Source organism: Loktanella sp. Alg231-35 (assembly GCF_900143545.1).
GTDB lineage: Bacteria > Pseudomonadota > Alphaproteobacteria > Rhodobacterales > Rhodobacteraceae > Yoonia.
On record NZ_FREV01000002.1, the window covers coordinates 46,110 to 64,014 of the forward strand.

Annotated in this window: 18 protein-coding genes; 12 read left to right on the forward strand and 6 right to left on the reverse strand. The window is 56.9% G+C overall.

From position 1 onward, the window contains the following. Nucleotides 1-99 precede the first annotated feature (99 nt). The 3 genes from DHN10_RS03850 (at nt 100) to DHN10_RS03860 (ending at nt 2,762) form a co-directional block, all read left to right on the forward strand. Nucleotides 100-798: a COQ9 family protein gene (locus tag DHN10_RS03850; RefSeq protein ID WP_108814489.1), complete on the forward strand. Its 699-nt coding sequence runs from the start codon at nt 100-102 to the stop codon at nt 796-798. 63 nt (nt 799-861) lie between these two features. Next, complete coding sequence (locus DHN10_RS03855) at nt 862-1,833, forward strand: NAD(P)H-quinone oxidoreductase (protein WP_108813956.1); 972 nt, start codon at nt 862-864, stop codon at nt 1,831-1,833. Between the two features lie 77 nt (nt 1,834-1,910). Continuing rightward, on the forward strand, nt 1,911-2,762 hold the full coding sequence (locus tag DHN10_RS03860; RefSeq protein WP_108813957.1) for a sterol desaturase family protein: 852 nt from the start codon (nt 1,911-1,913) through the stop codon (nt 2,760-2,762). Nucleotides 2,763-2,776: 14 nt separating this feature from the next. Here DHN10_RS03860 and DHN10_RS03865 read toward each other — a convergent pair whose 3' ends face one another. Continuing rightward, complete coding sequence (locus DHN10_RS03865) at nt 2,777-3,544, reverse strand: DUF6065 family protein (protein WP_199910629.1); 768 nt, start codon at nt 3,542-3,544, stop codon at nt 2,777-2,779. 330 nt (nt 3,545-3,874) lie between these two features. Between DHN10_RS03865 and DHN10_RS03870 the strand changes: the two genes are divergently transcribed. Further along, on the forward strand, nt 3,875-5,272 hold the full coding sequence (locus DHN10_RS03870; RefSeq protein ID WP_108813958.1) for a selenium-binding protein SBP56-related protein: 1,398 nt from the start codon (nt 3,875-3,877) through the stop codon (nt 5,270-5,272). Next, nucleotides 5,273-5,941 carry a hypothetical protein gene (locus tag DHN10_RS03875; RefSeq protein ID WP_108813959.1) on the forward strand — a complete coding sequence of 223 codons (669 nt, stop codon included), beginning with the start codon at nt 5,273-5,275 and terminating at the stop codon, nt 5,939-5,941. It abuts the gene before it with no gap. Between the two features lie 108 nt (nt 5,942-6,049). Here DHN10_RS03875 and DHN10_RS03880 read toward each other — a convergent pair whose 3' ends face one another. Next, nucleotides 6,050-6,859, reverse strand: a complete 810-nt coding sequence (locus DHN10_RS03880; protein ID WP_108814491.1) for an ion transporter — start codon at nt 6,857-6,859, stop codon at nt 6,050-6,052. Between the two features lie 136 nt (nt 6,860-6,995). On the opposite strand from DHN10_RS03880, the gene DHN10_RS03885 reads away from it, so the two are divergent. Beyond that, nucleotides 6,996-7,652, forward strand: coding sequence for an androgen-induced gene 1 family protein (locus DHN10_RS03885; RefSeq protein WP_234416997.1), 657 nt, complete (start codon nt 6,996-6,998; stop codon nt 7,650-7,652). Here the strand turns inward: DHN10_RS03885 and DHN10_RS03890 are convergent. Further along, nucleotides 7,618-8,478: an SDR family oxidoreductase gene (locus DHN10_RS03890; RefSeq protein ID WP_108813960.1), complete on the reverse strand. Its 861-nt coding sequence runs from the start codon at nt 8,476-8,478 to the stop codon at nt 7,618-7,620. The two genes, DHN10_RS03885 and DHN10_RS03890, sit on opposite strands and share 35 nt — an antisense overlap. Before the next feature lie 55 nt (nt 8,479-8,533). On the opposite strand from DHN10_RS03890, the gene DHN10_RS03895 reads away from it, so the two are divergent. Next, nucleotides 8,534-9,160, forward strand: a complete 627-nt coding sequence (locus DHN10_RS03895) for a class I SAM-dependent DNA methyltransferase (RefSeq protein ID WP_108813961.1) — start codon at nt 8,534-8,536, stop codon at nt 9,158-9,160. Between the two features lie 33 nt (nt 9,161-9,193). Here DHN10_RS03895 and DHN10_RS03900 read toward each other — a convergent pair whose 3' ends face one another. Then, nucleotides 9,194-9,943, reverse strand: a complete 750-nt coding sequence (locus DHN10_RS03900) for a class II aldolase and adducin N-terminal domain-containing protein (RefSeq protein WP_108813962.1) — start codon at nt 9,941-9,943, stop codon at nt 9,194-9,196. 71 nt (nt 9,944-10,014) lie between these two features. Here DHN10_RS03900 and araD point away from each other — a divergent pair, with 71 nt between their 5' ends. From araD to preA, 4 genes are all read left to right on the forward strand, one after another. Then, on the forward strand, nt 10,015-11,772 hold the full coding sequence (gene araD, locus DHN10_RS03905) for an L-arabinonate dehydratase (RefSeq protein WP_108813963.1): 1,758 nt from the start codon (nt 10,015-10,017) through the stop codon (nt 11,770-11,772). Continuing rightward, nucleotides 11,772-12,680, forward strand: a complete 909-nt coding sequence (locus DHN10_RS03910) for a Gfo/Idh/MocA family protein (protein WP_108813964.1) — start codon at nt 11,772-11,774, stop codon at nt 12,678-12,680. The genes araD and DHN10_RS03910 overlap by 1 nt, the downstream gene beginning before the upstream one ends. A gap of 163 nt (nt 12,681-12,843) precedes the next feature. Further along, nucleotides 12,844-14,178 carry an NAD(P)-dependent oxidoreductase gene (locus tag DHN10_RS03915; RefSeq protein WP_108814493.1) on the forward strand — a complete coding sequence of 445 codons (1,335 nt, stop codon included), beginning with the start codon at nt 12,844-12,846 and terminating at the stop codon, nt 14,176-14,178. 2 nt (nt 14,179-14,180) lie between these two features. Next, on the forward strand, nt 14,181-15,485 hold the full coding sequence (gene preA / locus DHN10_RS03920; RefSeq protein ID WP_108813965.1) for an NAD-dependent dihydropyrimidine dehydrogenase subunit PreA: 1,305 nt from the start codon (nt 14,181-14,183) through the stop codon (nt 15,483-15,485). 67 nt (nt 15,486-15,552) lie between these two features. Here the strand turns inward: preA and DHN10_RS03925 are convergent, their stop codons facing one another. Both DHN10_RS03925 and DHN10_RS03930 read right to left on the reverse strand, forming a co-directional pair. After that, nucleotides 15,553-15,798, reverse strand: coding sequence for a hypothetical protein (locus DHN10_RS03925; protein ID WP_199910630.1), 246 nt, complete (start codon nt 15,796-15,798; stop codon nt 15,553-15,555). A gap of 33 nt (nt 15,799-15,831) precedes the next feature. Beyond that, nucleotides 15,832-16,434: a TetR family transcriptional regulator C-terminal domain-containing protein gene (locus tag DHN10_RS03930; RefSeq protein ID WP_199910631.1), complete on the reverse strand. Its 603-nt coding sequence runs from the start codon at nt 16,432-16,434 to the stop codon at nt 15,832-15,834. Nucleotides 16,435-16,597: 163 nt separating this feature from the next. Here DHN10_RS03930 and DHN10_RS03935 point away from each other — a divergent pair, with 163 nt between their 5' ends. Further along, on the forward strand, nt 16,598-17,848 hold the full coding sequence (locus tag DHN10_RS03935) for a Zn-dependent hydrolase (protein ID WP_108813967.1): 1,251 nt from the start codon (nt 16,598-16,600) through the stop codon (nt 17,846-17,848). The last annotated feature ends 57 nt before the right edge of the window (nt 17,849-17,905 follow it).

Here is a 17,905-nt window from a genome sequence, read left to right on the forward strand (position 1 = left end):
ACCACCTTTCTAAGTTGGATTTGCAAAAATTGCAGGAAGTGGGCAGATAGCAAGAACATACTAGTTTGTCCAGTACAGGATAACCCGATGGAGGCCGCTATGATGACCGCACCAATTGATCCCGCATTGGACCAGCTTTTGGATGCTGCACTGCCCCATGTGGCCTTTGATGGCTGGGCGCCTCACACATTTGACGCCGCCGTTGCCGAAGCCGGAATCGATCCGGCCCATGCCAAAACGCTTTGCCCGCGTGGGGCGATTGATCTGGCGATTGCCTATCACAAACGTGGAGATGCGGCGATGGTCGCCGCGTTGAAAGAGGCCGATCTGCATGACATGCGGTTTCGCGACAAGGTTGCTCATGCGATCCGCCTGCGCCTTCGTGCTGTGGATGATAAAGAAGCCGTGCGTCGTGGCACGGCTCTTTTTGCCTTGCCCCATATGGCGGCAGACGGGGCCAAGTTGGTCTGGGGTACGGCGGACGAGATCTGGAATGCGCTGGGCGATACCTCACGAGATGTGAACTGGTACACCAAACGGCTGACCCTGTCGGGGGTCTATAGTTCGGTTGTGCTGTTCTGGCTGGGTGATGACAGTCTGGATGGACAGACCACAGATGCGTTTATCGACCGGCGCATCGACAACGTGATGCAGTTCGAAAAGGTCAAGGCGCAGTTGCGGGATAATCCGCTGACCAAACCTTTTGCTGCCACGTTGGATCGTATGATGTCAGGGGTTAAAGCACCGTCGAAAACACCAGATGTCGATCTGCCGGGTATGTGGCGCGATCCGCAATAAGTTGGGTTTGTCAAAGCCCGTCTGATGCAGCATAGCTGGATTGCAGCGAAAAGGATCAGACCCATGAAGGCAATCGAAATTTCACAACCCGGCGGGCCAGAGGTTTTGCGGCTGACGGATCGCCCCATGCCCGAACCTGCGAATGATCAGGTGGTGATCAAGGTTGCCTATGCCGGGGTCAATCGCCCGGATGCACTTCAGCGTGCAGGGCTCTACAATCCGCCAAAAGGTGCGAGCGATTTGCCGGGACTTGAAGCCGCAGGCGAGGTTGTGGCCTGCGGTGCGGGCGTGTCTTCGTTCAAGGTTGGTGATCAGGTTTGCGCGCTTCTGCCCGGCGGTGGTTACGCCGAATATGTGGCGACCCCTGCTGCCCATTGCTTGCCGATCCCCGGCAGTTTGACCCTGCGCCAAGCGGCCTGCCTGCCCGAGACTTTCTTTACCGTCTGGTCCAACGTTTTCATGCGCGGCGAACTACGGGCCGGGCAGCGCTTTTTGGTGCATGGCGGCAGTTCCGGGATTGGGACAACGGCCATTCAATTGGCAAAATCCTTTGGCGCGCGGGTCTTTGCAACTGCGGGATCGGCCGAGAAATGTGCAGCTTGCGTGGATTTGGGTGCCGAAGCTGCGTTCAACTACCGTGAGAACGATTTTGTTGAAAAAATGCAAGTTCTGGGTGGGGCTGATCTGATCCTTGATATGGTTGGAGGTCCGTATATTCAAAGAAATTTGAAAGCATTGGCTGATGACGGAAAACTCGTGCAGATCGCATTTCTACAAGGGCCAAAGGCCGAGTTGAACCTGGTGCAGCTCATGACGCGCCGTTTGACGGTTACCGGATCAACACTGCGTCCGCAGTCTGACCTCGCCAAGGCGCAGATTGCAGACGCATTGCGCGCCCATGTCTGGCCACTGATCATGGCGGGCAAAGTGGCCCCCGTGATGGATCGGGAATTTGCACTTGAAGAAGCGGCAGCCGCCCATGCGCGCATGGAAAGCAGCGCGCATATAGGCAAGATTGTTTTGAAAGTCAGCTAGACAGCTGAACGCAGCGATCTTAACAATCGGTTGAGCGCACGATGGCGTGAAGGTGATGAAGGTGTGGAACCGCGCAAGTGGAATGGTTTGACTGGATCTTTGAGGTTGGCTTTGGCACGCAAATCTTGCTGGCCTTGCTTGCGAAATACCTGCTGTATGTCGCCTTTAAGAAGGCGTCAGAACTGACCGCTCACGCCGATGCGAACATGCTGACCTCGATTGTGATCGCTTCATTCAATCTTGTCGCTGTGTACTTTTTCGTTGATGACGTGAATGACTTTCTGCAAGCACAGTACGACGCATTGGGCATTCCGACCCTTGATCCTGCGATCTGGGACGGTCTGCCGCTCTTTGTTGTCTGCATCATTGGCATTATCACCAAGGATTTCGCGGATTATTGGAGTCATCGCGCCATGCACACCAAATGGGGCTGGCCCACCCATGCCGCCCACCATTCTGATACGCATGTAAACGCCTTTACGGGTCTACGCGTTCATTTCCTTGAATCGTTCCTGATGACGATGGCCTATGTCTTGCTGCTCACATGGATGCAGATCCCGGAAATCATTCCAATCGTCGCGTTGTTCTATGCAGTGCAGGGCATCTACATCCATCTGGATTTGGACTGGGATCATGGTCGGTTTAAGTATCTGTTCGCCTCTCCCAGATATCATCGTTGGCACCATGCAGACGTTCCAGAGGCCTATGGAAAGAACCTCGCCAGTGTTGTTCCGCTGTTTGATGTGATGTTCGGGACGTACTACAACCCTGGCGTCTGCAAAGAAGAGATGGGCGCGCTAAAAACAGGTGTGCCGGACAAGAACCCGCTGCTTATCTACATCTACCCATTCCGCGAATGGGCTGATCTTATCCGGGATGAGGTTACCAAACTTTCGGAGAAGCTGCGCAAATCACGCACAAAGTCATAAGGGTTCTCTGACGCCTATTCCGGCGCTTTGAGTTGCCGGCGTGATAGGTGGAAATCAGGTTCCACCCGTCCTGATGGGTCACGTCCCTTTACGTAGTCGCGTTGCCAGCCAAGCTTGACCGCATCCGGTTCGCCGCGGGCCAGTCGCGCTTGAAAATCCGCACGCTCGCTCCGCCAAAGATCGTAACTCGCTTTGAGGTCTTCGGCCTCTTCAAAGCTGCGCAGGCGTGGCTGGATACGATCAAGCGCCGCGTGCGGGACAAGCGAGAGAAAGCAGAACGCCTCGCCTGCCGCAAATTCCACCGTTCCGGGCCGAGTGAACCGCCAATTCATCGTAAAAGCAAAAGGAAGCCAGTCCGTCTCAATCAACCCTTCGAGCCCCGTGATGCCGTCCTTGACGGTGTTCGGCGCGCCGCGCGCGACAATTGCCCAACCTGGTGAGGTGCGGAACAGGTAACCGGGGTGGAAAGTCAGAATGCCATGCCCAAACACCGGCCCGACAATGTGGTCGATCCGCTGGTTCGGGTCAGCGCAGGTTACTGTTACATCTTCCGGCTTCATGCCACCATTCCAATGCGCGGCGATCGTGAACGGCAGGATGATCTCCCACCCGCTGGCATTGGCAATGGGTAGCGGAGTGCAGCGATAGGCGAACCGCTGCGTGGTGTCGTCCATCCAGTCACGCGAAGAACGACCCGGAATGATCTCGGGCGGGTCGTCATACTCGCGAAAGCAATCAAGATCCGGGTAGACAGGTAACATTTCCCGCTCTTCGTTGGTCATGAACGCACCCGCCTGTGATAAAATTTGGCCTGAGTGAGAAGGTAAGCATCAACGCTGACTGTGTTCAAGTTCGGTTTCGCACCTTGTAGGGAACCCGCTGGCTGGGTCTCAGACATTCGGAAAAAAATTGCGTCAAATGGTGGAATGGGCCAAGCTGCCGACCTGACCAAGGATCATTTGTGTGAAATCGGATACGCCAAACAAAGATTGAATATGATAAATCGTGCCAAGGCGATATTGCGCCAATGGCACCTGCGTTTCAGACGGCGCCTTCCTTGGCAGATTTGAACGTGGCCCTTTCGGCCGCGCAAATTTCTAGGGAGGATTAATATGAACTTACGGCCAGACCCCACGTTCCACGCGTCGCCGAAACTGGCGATGCAGGCCCCGGTCGAAAATTACGCATTCACCGTGATGCTCAGCCCCGATGGGGCGCAGTCGGATGGCATCGCTGTGGTCGATGTGAACCCATCATCCAAAAGCTACGGCCAGATTGTGCATCAGGTGATTGTGCCCAACAAAGGTGACGAATTTCACCACTTTGGCTGGAACGCCTGTTCGTCTTCGCTTTCGCCTTTGACCGGGCATGCGTTTCTGGAACGTCGCTATCTGATTGTGCCGGGTATCCGGTCGTCACGCATCTATGTGATTGACGTCAAAGAGCCGCTAAAAGCCAAAATTCACAAAACAATTGAACCCGAAGAGCTGTTCGCCAAGACCGGCTATTCCCGCCCGCATACGATCCACTGCGGCCCAGAGGGCATCTATGTGTCCTGCCTAGGCGGCGGTGGCGCAGATGGCACCGACGGACCGCCCGGTATCTTCATCATGGATTGCGAAACATTCGAGATCATTGGCCAGTACGAGATGGACCGTGGCAAGCAGGACAAACACTATGATTTCTGGTGGAACCTGCCGCAGGATTACATGGTCAGTTCCGAATGGGGCCTGCCCCCACAATTTGAAAATGGCGTTGTGGCCGAGGATTTGCTGTCCAACAAATACGGCCATTCGATCCATTTCTGGGATCTGCGTGCGCGCAAGAACATCCAGACGATGGATTTTGGCGAAAACCATCAGATGGCGCTGGAAATTCGCCCTGCCCACGACCCCACGAAATCCTATGGGTTCTGTGGCGTCGTCGTGGATACCACAAACTTGCAAGGCGCGATCTTTACCTGGTGGCGTGACGATGATGGCAAGTGGCAGTCGAAAAAGACGATTACCATCGACCCGCGCCCCGAAAAGCCGGAAAACCTGCCGCCGTTGTTGCAAGGGTTCGAGGCGGTGCCGCCATTGGTCACGGACATCGACCTGAGCCTTGATGACAAATACCTCTACGTTGCCTGCTGGGGGCTGGGTGAGATGCACCAGTACGATGTCTCTGATCCGATGAACCCTGTGCTGGCCGGTAAAGTCGAGGTGGGCGGCATTGCCCGTGGTGCGGACCATCCCAACGGCAAACCCTTTGCCTACGGCCCGCAGATGGTCGAGATCAGCCGCGACGGCAAACGCGTCTATTGGACCAACTCGCTTTATTCCACATGGGATGATCAGTTCTATCCTGATGATGAAGGTGGGCAGATGGTCATGGCCAACAATGACGAGAATGGCTTCCATCTGGACAAGGATTTCTACATCGATTTCCCCAAAGGCTATCGCAGTCACCAGATCCGGCTTGAGGGTGGTGACTGTTCGACAGACAGTTTCTGTTACCCGCCCGTCTAAGTGATTTCTGAACTGACGACAGTGGCGGCCCTTTGGTGGGCCGTCATTTTGTCCGGTCTTTACCACGGCCTGAACCCCGGTATGGGCTGGCCGTTGGCGGTTTCCGCTGCTCTGATGGAGCGAAAGCGTAGCGCCTTGCCAAAAGCGCTGGGCCTGCTGGCGTTGGGCCATTTCTTGGCGATGCTCGCGATCCTTGTGCCATTTTCCATCATGCTGTTCTTGGTGCAGTGGGAGGTGGAAATTCGCGTCGCCGCGGGCCTGTCAGTGATCGCGATGGGCGTTTATCTACTGATCAACCGCCGCCACCCCAAAGCACTGGCGCGGGTGCATCCGGCACGGCTGGCGTTCTGGTCGTTTCTGGCGGCCAATGCCCATGGCGCGGGGCTGATGCTGGTGCCACTGTTTTTGGGGATATGTGCGGTGGATGCGGACACTGGCCATAAGGCGGCAGAGGCTTTGATGCGCGGCAATATCCTGACAGCGTTCACAGTGGCTTTGGCGCATACCGCCGCGATGACACTGGCAGGTGGGTTGATCGCCATGGTGATCAACCTGTGGCTGGGCCTGCGGTTCTTGTCAAAGACCTGGTTCAATTTGGATCTGGTTTGGGCCGTGACGCTGATAATGGTGGGGGCGTTTGGGGTTTGGGCGGCGTTGAGTGGGCATTGAAGTGTTTCACGATCTGACCGATTGTTGCATTTCCAAACCCCAGACAGACTGCCGACACCAACGCGCGGTTCGGCGGAAATGGCAATCTATGCTTCGTTCGTGTCTACCTTATCGCACTTGCAGAATGGAGCTATCTGTTGCAACTCGCTGTTGTTCGTCCAATCGCTTCTCAATCGCGTCCAGCTTTGCCAGCACGTCATCACGATACGCATCCGTCGCGGCGTTCCCTTCCTCTGCATGCGCGTCCTGCATCGAATTCACGATCAGACCGACCAACAGGTTCACCACCGCGAATGTCGTGACCATGATGAACGGCACAAAGAACGCCCAAGCGTAGGGGTAGATTTCCATCACTGGGCGCACGATGCCCATGGACCAGCTTTCCAGTGTCATGATCTGGAACAGCGAATAACCGGACTGGCCTAATGTGCCGAACCATTCGGGGAAACTGTCGCCGAACAGTTTGGTGGCCATGACTGCGGCGATGTAAAATACGATACCCATCAGCAGGAACACCGACCCCATGCCGGGCAGGGCGGTTACAAAACCTTCGACCACCCGGCGCAATGATGGCACCACAGAAATCACACGCAGTACGCGCAAGATGCGCAAGGCGCGCAGCACCGACAGGCCGCCGTTGCCGGGTATCAGCGACACGCCGACAATAACAAAATCGAAGATGTTCCAGCCGTTGCGGAAGAACGACAGACGCTGGGCAAAGAGTTTTGCGGCCAGTTCTGCCACGAAGATCGCAAGGCAGATGCGATCCAGCATTTCAATCAATGGCCCCGCCATCGCCATCAGCGATTTTGACGTCTCCATCCCAAGAATAATGGCGTTGAAAATGATCACGCCAACGATGAAGTTGCGCACCCTGGCAGTTTCAAGCAGATCGGCGGTTTTTTGGCGAAGAGTCATGTATTTGGCCTTTGGATTCACGCGCCTTTGATATGGGTTGTTTGCAACAATTGGGCAAGGCCTGCGGCGGACGTCGCGTTGTGCTGGACGCATCCTGCCCGCGCTGCGCATGCTGCGCTGAAAAAGTGAGCTTTTGATGAAAATGAACCCCCGCCTGATATTCCGCTGGACCGCGTTTCTGCTGGCCGGAGGCTATTGCATCCGCATGTTGATCTTTGGCGGTTGGGAGCATTTTGGCGGACCGTTCCGGTTCCTCACGGTCTGGGCGTTGTTTTGTTCGTTCTTTGCCTTCAGCCGCATGATGGCGATTGAGGAGGGGCGCAGCGGCCGGCGTTGGGACGGCTTTGTCTGTATGACCGCCGTGATCAACACCATGGTTGTGATGCTCTATTGGCGGCTATACCTCGCGGACCCGAATTCAGTGACCAGTGATGGCCAACTGGGTGCCTGGCATCTGGAGCTGTACCTGCATGGGCTGGGGCCTGCTTTGCAGGTCATTGATACCATATTCATTCATCGCAGCTATCGGCGGATGGGTGCAGCTTTTGCATGGTTGTTCGGTACCGTCGGGGTGTATCTGTTGTCGGCAGAACTGATCTTTGAGCGGTTGAACACCAGCCCCTCAGGCACTGTGACAAGCGGTTTGCCCTATCCGTTCCTGAACAATCTGGAACTGGCGGACCGCCTCGTCGTCTACGGGTCCTACTTTGCCACCGGCGTGGTCTTTTTGCTGATCTACGCCAGCATCGCTTGGGCCTTCAGGCACCGATTTCCTGTGCCAATAGCGCCTTGAGCCCGGATTTGTAGTCGGGGTAGAGCAGCTCAACCCCCAACTCATTCTTGATCCGATCATTTCGCACTTTCTTGCTTTCGGCATAGAAACTGCGGGCCATTGGCGTCATCTCTGCTGTTTCGAAGTCCACCGCTTCGGGGATTGGCATACCTAGCAATTCAGCGGCGTAGGCGATGACGTCCTCTGGCGGCGCTGGCGCATCATCGCAGACGTTATAGGCGCGACCGGGATTTGGTTTGTTGATGGACGCCGCCAGAACACGGGCGATATCGGCGACATGGGTGCGGCTGAACAGTTGGTCTTTCTTGATGATCCGCCGGGCTGTGCCATTTCGTACTTTGGAAAACGGCCCGCGACCGGGACCATAGATGCCTGCCAGCCGGAAGACGTGCAGCGGTAGGTCGGAGATGGCGGACCATGCGGCCTCGGCCTTGACGCGCGCGATACCCCGTTTCGTTGCCGGCGTCAGGGCGGTGTTTTCATCGACCCAATCCCCCTGATGATCACCATAGACGCCCGTGGTAGACAGATAGCCCACCCATTCAAATTGCCCGGCCCGTTTTGCGATCTCATCATGCAGTGCGGCAAGCACGGGGTCACCATCGTCACCGGGCGCGGCAGAAATCAAAAGATGCGTCGCGGCATTCAATGCGGGGATCATATCGGCGCCCGGCCAGATGCGCGGCTCGATCCCTTCTTTCATCAGCCGGGGTGCTTTGTCCTCGGATCTTGTGGTGCCGATGATCCGCCAATCTTGCGGCAGCAGAACGCGAGACAGGGCGCGGGCGCTGTAACCGTGCCCAAAGGAAAGAAGCGTTTTTGTCATGCACTTGTCGTGCCTGAGCGCTGGCCAATGCGCAAGCCTGTGTTAAGGTTTTCGCATGGGGAAGAATCCGGACATTGATGAGGCCTATGCGATGACCTCGCCTGATGAGGTGAAAGCGCTCTATCGGACGTGGTCGCATAGCTATGATGTGGGCTTTGGCGAAGGGCAGGGCTATCAGCTCCCGCGTGAGGTGGCGACGGCATTTATTGGGGCAGGCGGTCAGGGGCCGGTGCTGGATGTAGGGGCCGGAACAGGCCTTGTCGGCACTTTCCTGCACCGGATGAAGGCCACCCCGATAGACGGGATCGATCTGTCCGAGGAGATGCTGGAACTAGCTCGTCTCAAGGGCGATTATCGCGGGCTGAGCGCTTGCGACGTCACACAGCCGCTGACAGGGCTTGATGGGCCGTATCAGGGTGTCGTCAGCGCGGGGACGTTCACCTTGGGCCATGTTGGTCCCGATGCACTGGGCCACCTGTTGAAGGTCGCGGCAACCGGGGCCTTGTTTGTGATCTCGGTGAATGCCGCGCATTATGCCTCGGCTGGTTTTGAAGCGGCTTTCGCAGAGCTTGGTGACCGGATCACGGACCGCTGCACCCGTGACGTGCGCATCTATGATGATCGCGCGGATGATGCGCACAGCGATGACATGGCGCGGCTGGTGATCTTTCGTAAGGCGTGATCTAGCCGTCATCCAGCATATGCTTTGGCAGGGTCAACTGGCGTAGTCAGAACCTTCCGCATCAAGAAGTGTCTTAAGCTCTGCCAGATGTCGGATGTCCTGATCGGGATATTCCTCCAATTCCAGCGCTGTCTTCTCTGCTACTTCGTCGGACAACACGCGCAATTCCATACCGGTTTGCAAGGCGCGAATGTAGGTCTCGCAGGCGCGTTCAAAATAGTACATCCGGTTGAAGGTCTCGGCTACGGTCGCGCCAATGACCAGCACACCGTGATTGCCCATGATCATCACGCGCTTTTTCGGATCGTTGAAGAGAGCCGCACAGCGTACACCTTCTTCCTCAAACGCGAGCCCGCCATAACTGTTATCAATGACATAGCGATTGAAGAACGTCGCGCAGTTTTGGTCGATCGGCGGCAGGCGGCTGTCCTTGAGCGAGGCTAGCACGGTGGCGTGGATCGAATGCACATGCATCGCGCAGCGCGCGTGCGGCACTAAACGGTGGATACCGCCGTGCAGCCCCCAGGCCGTCGGATCAGGCGCGTTCGGCCCGCTGAGCGTGTCGGGATCATTGGCATCCACCGTGATCATGTCGCTAGCTTTGATTCGGGCGAAATGCATCTGATTGGGGTTCATCAGGAACTTTGTGCCATCATCATTGATGGCAACGCTAAAGTGGTTCGCCACCGCTTCGTGCAGGTTCAGCCGCGCAGTCCAGCGGAAAGCTGCGGCCAAATCAACCCGCTCGGTCCAATGGGTCATGTTTTGTGTATGGCTGTTCATGGCGGCTCCTTGGATTTGTTTCCGGCACGGGGTATTGATGGCGCAACAACCCCATCAAAGGAAGTCCGAATATGGCATTCAAGCCCGCCAAGTGGCCCCGCAAACTGCGTTCGCAGGAATGGTTCGGTGGTACGTCCAAGGATGCGATCTATCACCGCTCCTGGATGAAGAACCAAGGCTTGCCTGCCGATCTGCTGGATGGCCGCCCAGTTGTGGGCATCTGCAACACTTGGTCCGAACTGACTCCTTGCAATGCCCACCTGCGTGATCTGGCCGAGAAGGTGAAATTCGGAATTTATGAAGCGGGTGGTTTTCCTGTGGAATTCCCCGTGTTTTCACCGGCTGAATCGAGCCTGAGACCTACAGCGATGATGTATCGCAACCTTTGTGCGATGGATGTAGAAGAGGCCATTCGCGGGATGTCGATGGACGGTGTTGTCTTGCTGGCTGGCTGTGACAAGACCACGCCTGCGCTTCTGATGGGCGCCGCCTCGGTTGATCTGCCTGCGATCGTTGTCTCTGGTGGTCCAATGCTGAACGGGCAGTTCCGGGGAGAGCGTGTGGGGTCAGGCACCCATCTGTGGAAATTCTCGGAAGCGGTTCGCGCGGGTGAAATGACACCAGAGGAATTCGTCGAAGCCGAGGCGTCGATGTCGCGCTCTGCTGGCTCCTGCAACACGATGGGCACCGCCAGTACGATGGCCTCCATGGCCGAGGCGCTGGGCATGGCTTTGTCTGGCAACGCCGCAATCCCTGCTGTTGATAGCCGCCGTCGTGTTATGGCCCATATCACTGGTCGCCGCATCGTGCAGATGGTCAAGGATGACCTGAAACCGTCAGACGTGATGACCAAGGACGCGTTTGAAAACGCGATCCGCACCAATGCCGCAATCGGCGGATCGACCAACGCCGTTGTGCATCTGCTCGCCATGGCGGGTCGATTGGCCAATGTTGAATTGACGCTGGACGACTGGGACCGGCTGGGTCGCGACGTGCCAACGATTCTGAACCTGATGCCATCGGGCAAATACCTGATGGAGGAATTCTTCTATGCTGGCGGTTTGCCCGTCGTGATCAAACGGCTGGGTGAGGCGGGTCTGCTGCACAAAGATGCGCTCACCGTCTCTGGCGGGTCGATGTGGGACGAGGTCAAGCACGTCAAAAACTGGAATGAGGACGTGATCCTGCCGGTTGAAAAGGCGCTGACCAAATCGGGCGGTATTGCTGTGCTGCGCGGTAATCTTGCCCCCGGTGGCGCGGTGCTGAAACCTTCGGCCGCAACGCCGGAATTGATGCAGCACCGGGGCCGTGCCGTGGTGTTTGAAGACATCGACGACTACAAAGCGCGCATCAATGACGACGATCTTGATATCGATGAGACCTGCGTGATGGTTCTGAAAAATTGCGGCCCGCGTGGTTATCCGGGCATGGCCGAAGTCGGGAACATGGGCCTACCGCCGAAGATCTTGAAAAAAGGGATCACCGACATGGTGCGCATTTCTGATGCGCGCATGTCGGGAACGGCGTTTGGCACGGTTGTGCTGCATACCTCGCCCGAGGCCGCGCGTGGCGGCCCGCTCGCTGTTGTGCAATCCGGCGACATGATTGAGCTGGACGTCGAAGGTCGCCGCCTGCACTTGGATATCTCGGATGAGGAACTCACCGCACGTCTGGCGAAATGGTCGGCTGAGAATTCGGGTGCAAACCCACGGCCCGAAAGCGGTTATGCGATGCTCTACCATGACCGTGTCATGGGGGCAGACACCGGAGCAGATTTTGATTTCCTCGTTGGGCATCGTGGCAATGCGGTTGGCAAGGAAGCGCACTGATGACAGCGATTTGTCTGGTGGGGATCGGCAAGATCGCCGTTGACCAACACGTGCCCGCCATTAACGGTAGCGATGATTGGGAACTGGCGGCAACGGTCAGCAGAGCTGGGACGGTGGATGGGGTGCAAGCCTTCACCGACTTTGATCAGATGTTGGCCGAACGGCCAGACATTCCCGTTGTCTCGCTTTGTCTGCCGCCGGTGCCGCGCTATCTCTATGCGGCCAAGGCGATTGCCGCAGGGCGGCACGTCATGCTGGAGAAACCGCCCGGTGCGACAATGGCCGAGGTGCATGCGCTGGTCGGTATGGCCAAAGACGCTGGCGTGACGCTCTACACGACCTGGCACAGCCGCATGGCCGATGGGGTCGCACCAGCCAAAGCGTGGCTGGCAGATAAGACCATCACCGGGGCGCATATCAACTGGAAAGAAGACGTGCGCCGTTGGCATCCCGGCCAGAACTGGGTCTTTGAACCCGGTGGGATGGGGGTCTTTGATCCGGGCATCAATGCGTTGTCGATCATCACCGAGATCCTGCCACAGCCGATGCATCTGCAATCGGCAGAGTTGCTGTTTCCTGAAAACTGCGACACCCCAATTGCGGCACGAATGCAGTGGTCAGGCGATGTGACGGGCGATTTCGACTGGCGTCAGGAAGGCCCGCAAAGTTGGGACATCACGGTTGAAACAACCGCCGGACAGCTGGGGCTGATCGATGGTGGTTCGCGGCTGCAAATCGTAGGTGCGGACGTGCTGGTTGGAGGCCTTGGCGAATACCCATCGCTTTACGCACGCATGGCAGAACTGGTGAAATCCGGGACATCCGACGTTGATCTGATGCCGATGGTACATGTAGCGGATGCATTGACCTTGGGCAGGCGCGTCACAACCGAACCGTTCCATTTGTAGGCTAAGCCCTTCATTCTTTTGTTCAAAAATATCTCCGCCGGAGGCTCCAATGCCTTGCGTCGGGCGCGAAGCCTTGCCTTTCACGCATTGCTAAAAATTTACCATTTGATAAAAAATGAAACTGTGGCAGGCTGTAGGTGACAAGCCACGACAGGAAGCAGCCATGTCCACACCCATGACGCCCGGCATCGCCAAGGCACGTTTGCCCACCGAAACATTGGCCGAGAATTTCGACGATCTGCATGCGGCCTTTGCCCCGCATGAGGCCGCCGTTGCCGCCGACCGCTGCTACTTTTGCCATGATGCGCCCTGTGTGACAGCCTGCCCCACGGACATCGATATTCCGCTGTTTATCCGCCAGATCAGCACCGGCACGCCCGAGGCGGCGGCCAAAACAATCTTTGATCAGAACATCCTTGGCGGCATGTGCGCCCGCGTGTGTCCGACCGAAGATCTGTGCGAGCAAGCCTGTGTGCGTGAGATGGCCGAAGGCAAACCGGTTGAGATTGGCCGCTTGCAGCGCCATGCAACCGACACCCTGATGGCGAAGCAAAGCCACCCCTACGAGCGAGCGCCCGAGACCGGCAAGAAGGTTGCCGTTGTTGGTGCTGGGCCAGCGGGCCTCGCCTGCGCGCATCGTTTGGCGATGCACGGCCACGAGGTGACGGTATACGATGCTGAGGCGAAAGCTGGCGGTCTGAATGAATTTGGCATCGCCGCCTACAAGTCTACCGATGATTTCGCGGCGCGCGAGGTTGATTGGCTGATGGGCATTGGCGGCATCACCATCAAGACTGGTATGCGGTTGGGCGACGACCTTAAGATGGATGATTTGGTTGGTTGCTTTCCGGCCGTTTTCTTGGCCGTTGGGTTGGGTGGTGTGAACGCGCTGCGCAACGATGGCGAAGACAAGGAAGGCGTGCGCGATGCGGTCGCATTCATAAAAGAGCTACGGCAAGCTAGCGATTTAGCTGCGTTGCCCGTTGGTCGTGATGTTGTCGTTATTGGCGGCGGCATGACCGCAGTAGACGTCGCTGTGCAATCTAAGCTGTTGGGCGCACAGAACGTCACCATCGCCTATCGCCGTGGCCGCGACCGGATGAGCGCGAGCGGTTACGAACAAGACCTCGCCGCCTCAAAAGGGGTCCGCCTGATGTTCAACGCCCAACTTGTTGCCATTCATGGCAACGGTGCAGTGCGCGAGATTGAATTGGAGTATACTGCTGACGATGGCAGCGGTCTGAAAGGCACTGGTGAAACTATCCGCTTGGCTGCGGACCAAGTGTTCAAAGCCATTGGCCAGACGTTGACGACCGATGGTGATCTAGAGCTCGAAGGGTCCAAAATTGCGGTGACGGGCGCTGGTCGGACAAGCCTTGCCGGCGTGTGGGCCGGTGGGGATTGCGCCAGTGGCGGCGACGACTTGACTGTGACTGCGGTGGCTGAAGGCCGCGACGCGGCGATGGATATTCATGCAACCTTGATGGAGGGCGCGTAACAATGGCTGATCTGACGACTGACTTTCTGGGGATCAAATCCCCCAATCCGTTCTGGCTGGCTTCGGCCCCTCCAACGGACAAAGAATACAACGTCCGTCGCGCGTTTGAGGCGGGATGGGGCGGTGTCGTTTGGAAAACACTGGGCGCCGAAGGGCCACCAGTCGTCAACGTCAATGGTCCGCGCTATGGCGCGATTTACGGCGCGGATCGGCGGCTACTGGGCCTCAACAATATTGAATTGATCACAGATCGCCCGCTGGAAACAAACCTCGAAGAAATTACCCGTGTGAAGGCCGATTATCCGGATCGCGCGATGATCGTTTCGATCATGGTGCCTTGTGAAGAACAGGCATGGAAAGACATCCTCCCCCGCGTGGCAGCCACTGGTGCAGACGGGATTGAGCTGAACTTTGGCTGCCCGCATGGGATGAGCGAGCGGGGTATGGGTGCCGCCGTGGGCCAAGTGCCCGAGTACATCGAAATGGTGACGCGCTGGTGCAAGCAGTATTACGATAAGCCGGTGATTGTGAAGCTGACGCCGAATATCACTGACGTGCGTAAACCTGCCGCTGCCGCAAAGCGCGGCGGGGCGGATGCCGTGAGCCTGATTAACACGATCAATTCGATCACGTCCGTGAACCTCGACACCATGTCACCCGAGCCGTCGATTGACGGCAAAGGCAGTCACGGTGGCTATTGCGGCCCTGCTGTGAAACCCATCGCGATGTCGATGGTGTCCGAAATTGCGCGCGATTCCGAAACGCATGGCCTGCCGATCAGCGGGATCGGTGGTGTCACAACGTGGCGCGACGCCGCAGAGTTCATCAGCCTTGGTTGCGGCAATGTGCAGGTCTGCACGGCAGTCATGACCTATGGCTTCAAGATTGTGCAAGAGATGATCAGCGGGCTGTCGCAGTGGATGGATGAGAAGGGCTACACGTCGGTCGAAGAGGTGGTCGGTCGCGCCGTCCCCAACGTCACTGATTGGCAGTATCTGAACCTGAACTACATCGCCAAGGCCAAGATTAGTCAGGATGATTGCATCAAATGCGGGCGCTGCTATGCAGCCTGTGAAGACACCAGCCATCAGGCGATTGCGATGTCAGAGGATCGCACTTTCAGCGTGATTGATGAAGAATGTGTGGCCTGCAACCTTTGCGTTGATGTCTGTCCTGTCGAGAACTGTATCACGATGGAAGCTATGGTGCCGGGTGAGGTTGATCCGCGGACGGGTAAGGTCGTTGAAAAAGACTATGCCAACTGGACGACGCACCCGAATAATCCGGGGGCCGTCGCTGCGGAGTGAGGAGCAAGAATTTTTGTCAAAAATTCTTGGGACCGGTGCAATAATCTTCGTACGAAGATTATTGCGTTCAGGTGTGAACGATCATCTTGCCCGCATTGCAGATGACAATGAATTGCCCACCGCATTCCACCAGGTGAAAGCCGCGGCGGCTGACCTCTGAAACGAACGCTGGGCGACCAATTTCGCGCTCCACGTCACGCACGACCCGGCGCACAATGCCACCGGTCCGGGCGGCCTTGGCATCAAAGATGCGAGCGCACCAGCTTGGGTTGGTTTTGGGGTGCCGGACGGTGGCGGTGTGGACGATTTGCATAACTCAACGTCCGACAGCTTGGTAAAGAACTGTTTAAGGCCGTAGCAGTTTTTCATAGAGCGACTCAAGAAATACCGCTGCGCCATCGTATGGCGCCTTATCGCCAAGAACTGCACGGACCTGCACGTCAAAATCAGCGTAATGTTGGGTCAGCGCCCAGATTGAGAAAATCAGGTGATGTGGGTCGATCTTGGCGATTTTTCCTGCGTCTGCCCAAGCCTGAATGATGGCCGCTTTTTCATCGACCAGCTCCTTGAGATCACTCTGCAAAATGCGTTCAATCCGAGGCGCACCTTGCAGAATTTCATTGGCAAAGAGGCGACTTTCACGGGGAAAGTCCCGGCTCATTGCCAGTTTGCGCTGGGCGTAGCCCATGATTTCGGCAATCGGATCACCTGACCCGTCCAGAGCTTTCAATGGGTCAAGCCAGGTATCCAGCAACCGTTCGAGCAGGGCTGCGTGGATCGCCTCTTTTGATGGAAAATAATAAAGCAGGTTCGGCTTTGAAAGACCGGCTGTTTCAGCGATTTGATCCAGCGTCGTGCCGCGAAACCCGAATTGCGAAAAAACATCCAACCCGGCGGACAGGATTGCAGCACGGTTGCGTTGCTGGATACGGGTGGGCGGTTTGGTCATGCTGATCCTTCGCTGGAAATCCGGGCGTAATTTAGGCGTGCGCGCCCTGTATTGCCAGTTTTACCGACATCCGCCCGATATCGGCGCGGAAAGCTTGACTGGTGCTTTCCCTCTGTTAGCCTTGTTTTGACCATTTGGTCAAATGCAAGCGAAGGAGCCACCCATGCCAGCCCCAGGAGAGAACCTGCGTATCAACGGTGAACGGCTGTGGGACAGCCTGATGGAAATGGCCAAGATCGGACCGGGCGTTGCGGGCGGGAACAACCGTCAAACTTTGACCGATGAAGACAGTGAAGGCCGCCATTTGTTCCAGAAATGGTGCGAGGCGGCGGGCTGCACCATGGGTGTCGATGAGATCGGCAATATGTTTGCCAGACGTGAAGGAACGGACCCGAATGCGTTGCCGGTTTATGTGGGCTCGCATCTGGACACGCAGCCCACGGGTGGCAAATATGACGGTGTGCTGGGTGTGCTGGGTGGCCTGGAAATTCTGCGCACCCTCAATGACTTGGATATCAAGACTAAGCATCCGATTGTCGTGACAAACTGGACCAATGAGGAAGGCACACGTTACGCCCCCGCCATGCTCGCCTCTGGCGTTTTTGCGGGCAAACATACGCTTGATTGGGCCAATGATCGCGTTGATGCGGATGGCAAACGCTTTGGCGATGAGCTGGAGCGGATTGGCTGGAAGGGCGAAGAGAAAGTAGGGAACCGCAAGATGCATGCGTTCTTTGAACTGCACATCGAACAGGGACCGATTTTGGAGGCTGAGGGCAAGGACATCGGCGTGGTCACCCACGGCCAAGGCCTGCGCTGGATCGAATGCACAGTGACTGGCAAGGAAAGCCACACCGGATCAACCCCGATGCATATGCGCAAGAATGCGGGCCGTGGTTTGGCGCTGGTGACTGAACTGGTGCATGAGATTGCGATGAAGAACCAGCCTAACGCGGTCGGGGCGATCGGACATATCGATGTCTACCCCAACAGCCGCAACATCATCCCCGGTAAGGTCGTCTTTACCGTCGATATGCGCACGCATCTGCTGGACAAGCTGAACGCTATGGTGGCGGATCTGATGGAGCGCGCGCCGAAGTTATGTGAGGAAATAGAGGTAACGTTTGAAGCCGAGATTGTGGGTCAGTTCGACCCGCCGGCGTTTGACGAAACCTGCGTGAAGGCCGTGCGCAATGCGGCAAAGCGGTTGGGGTATTCCCATATGGATATCGTATCGGGTGCGGGCCATGACGCTTGCTGGATTAACGATATCTATCCGACCGCGATGGTGATGTGTCCTTGCGTGGACGGGTTAAGCCACAATGAGGCGGAGGAGATATCGCCAGAATGGGCGGCGGCAGGCACGGATGTGCTGTTTCATGCGGTTGTTGAGACGGCGGAGATTGTGGGGTGAATATGCCCCCCCAGAATACCCGCCCCGGACTTGATCCGGGGCCTCTGCCTGCCATTG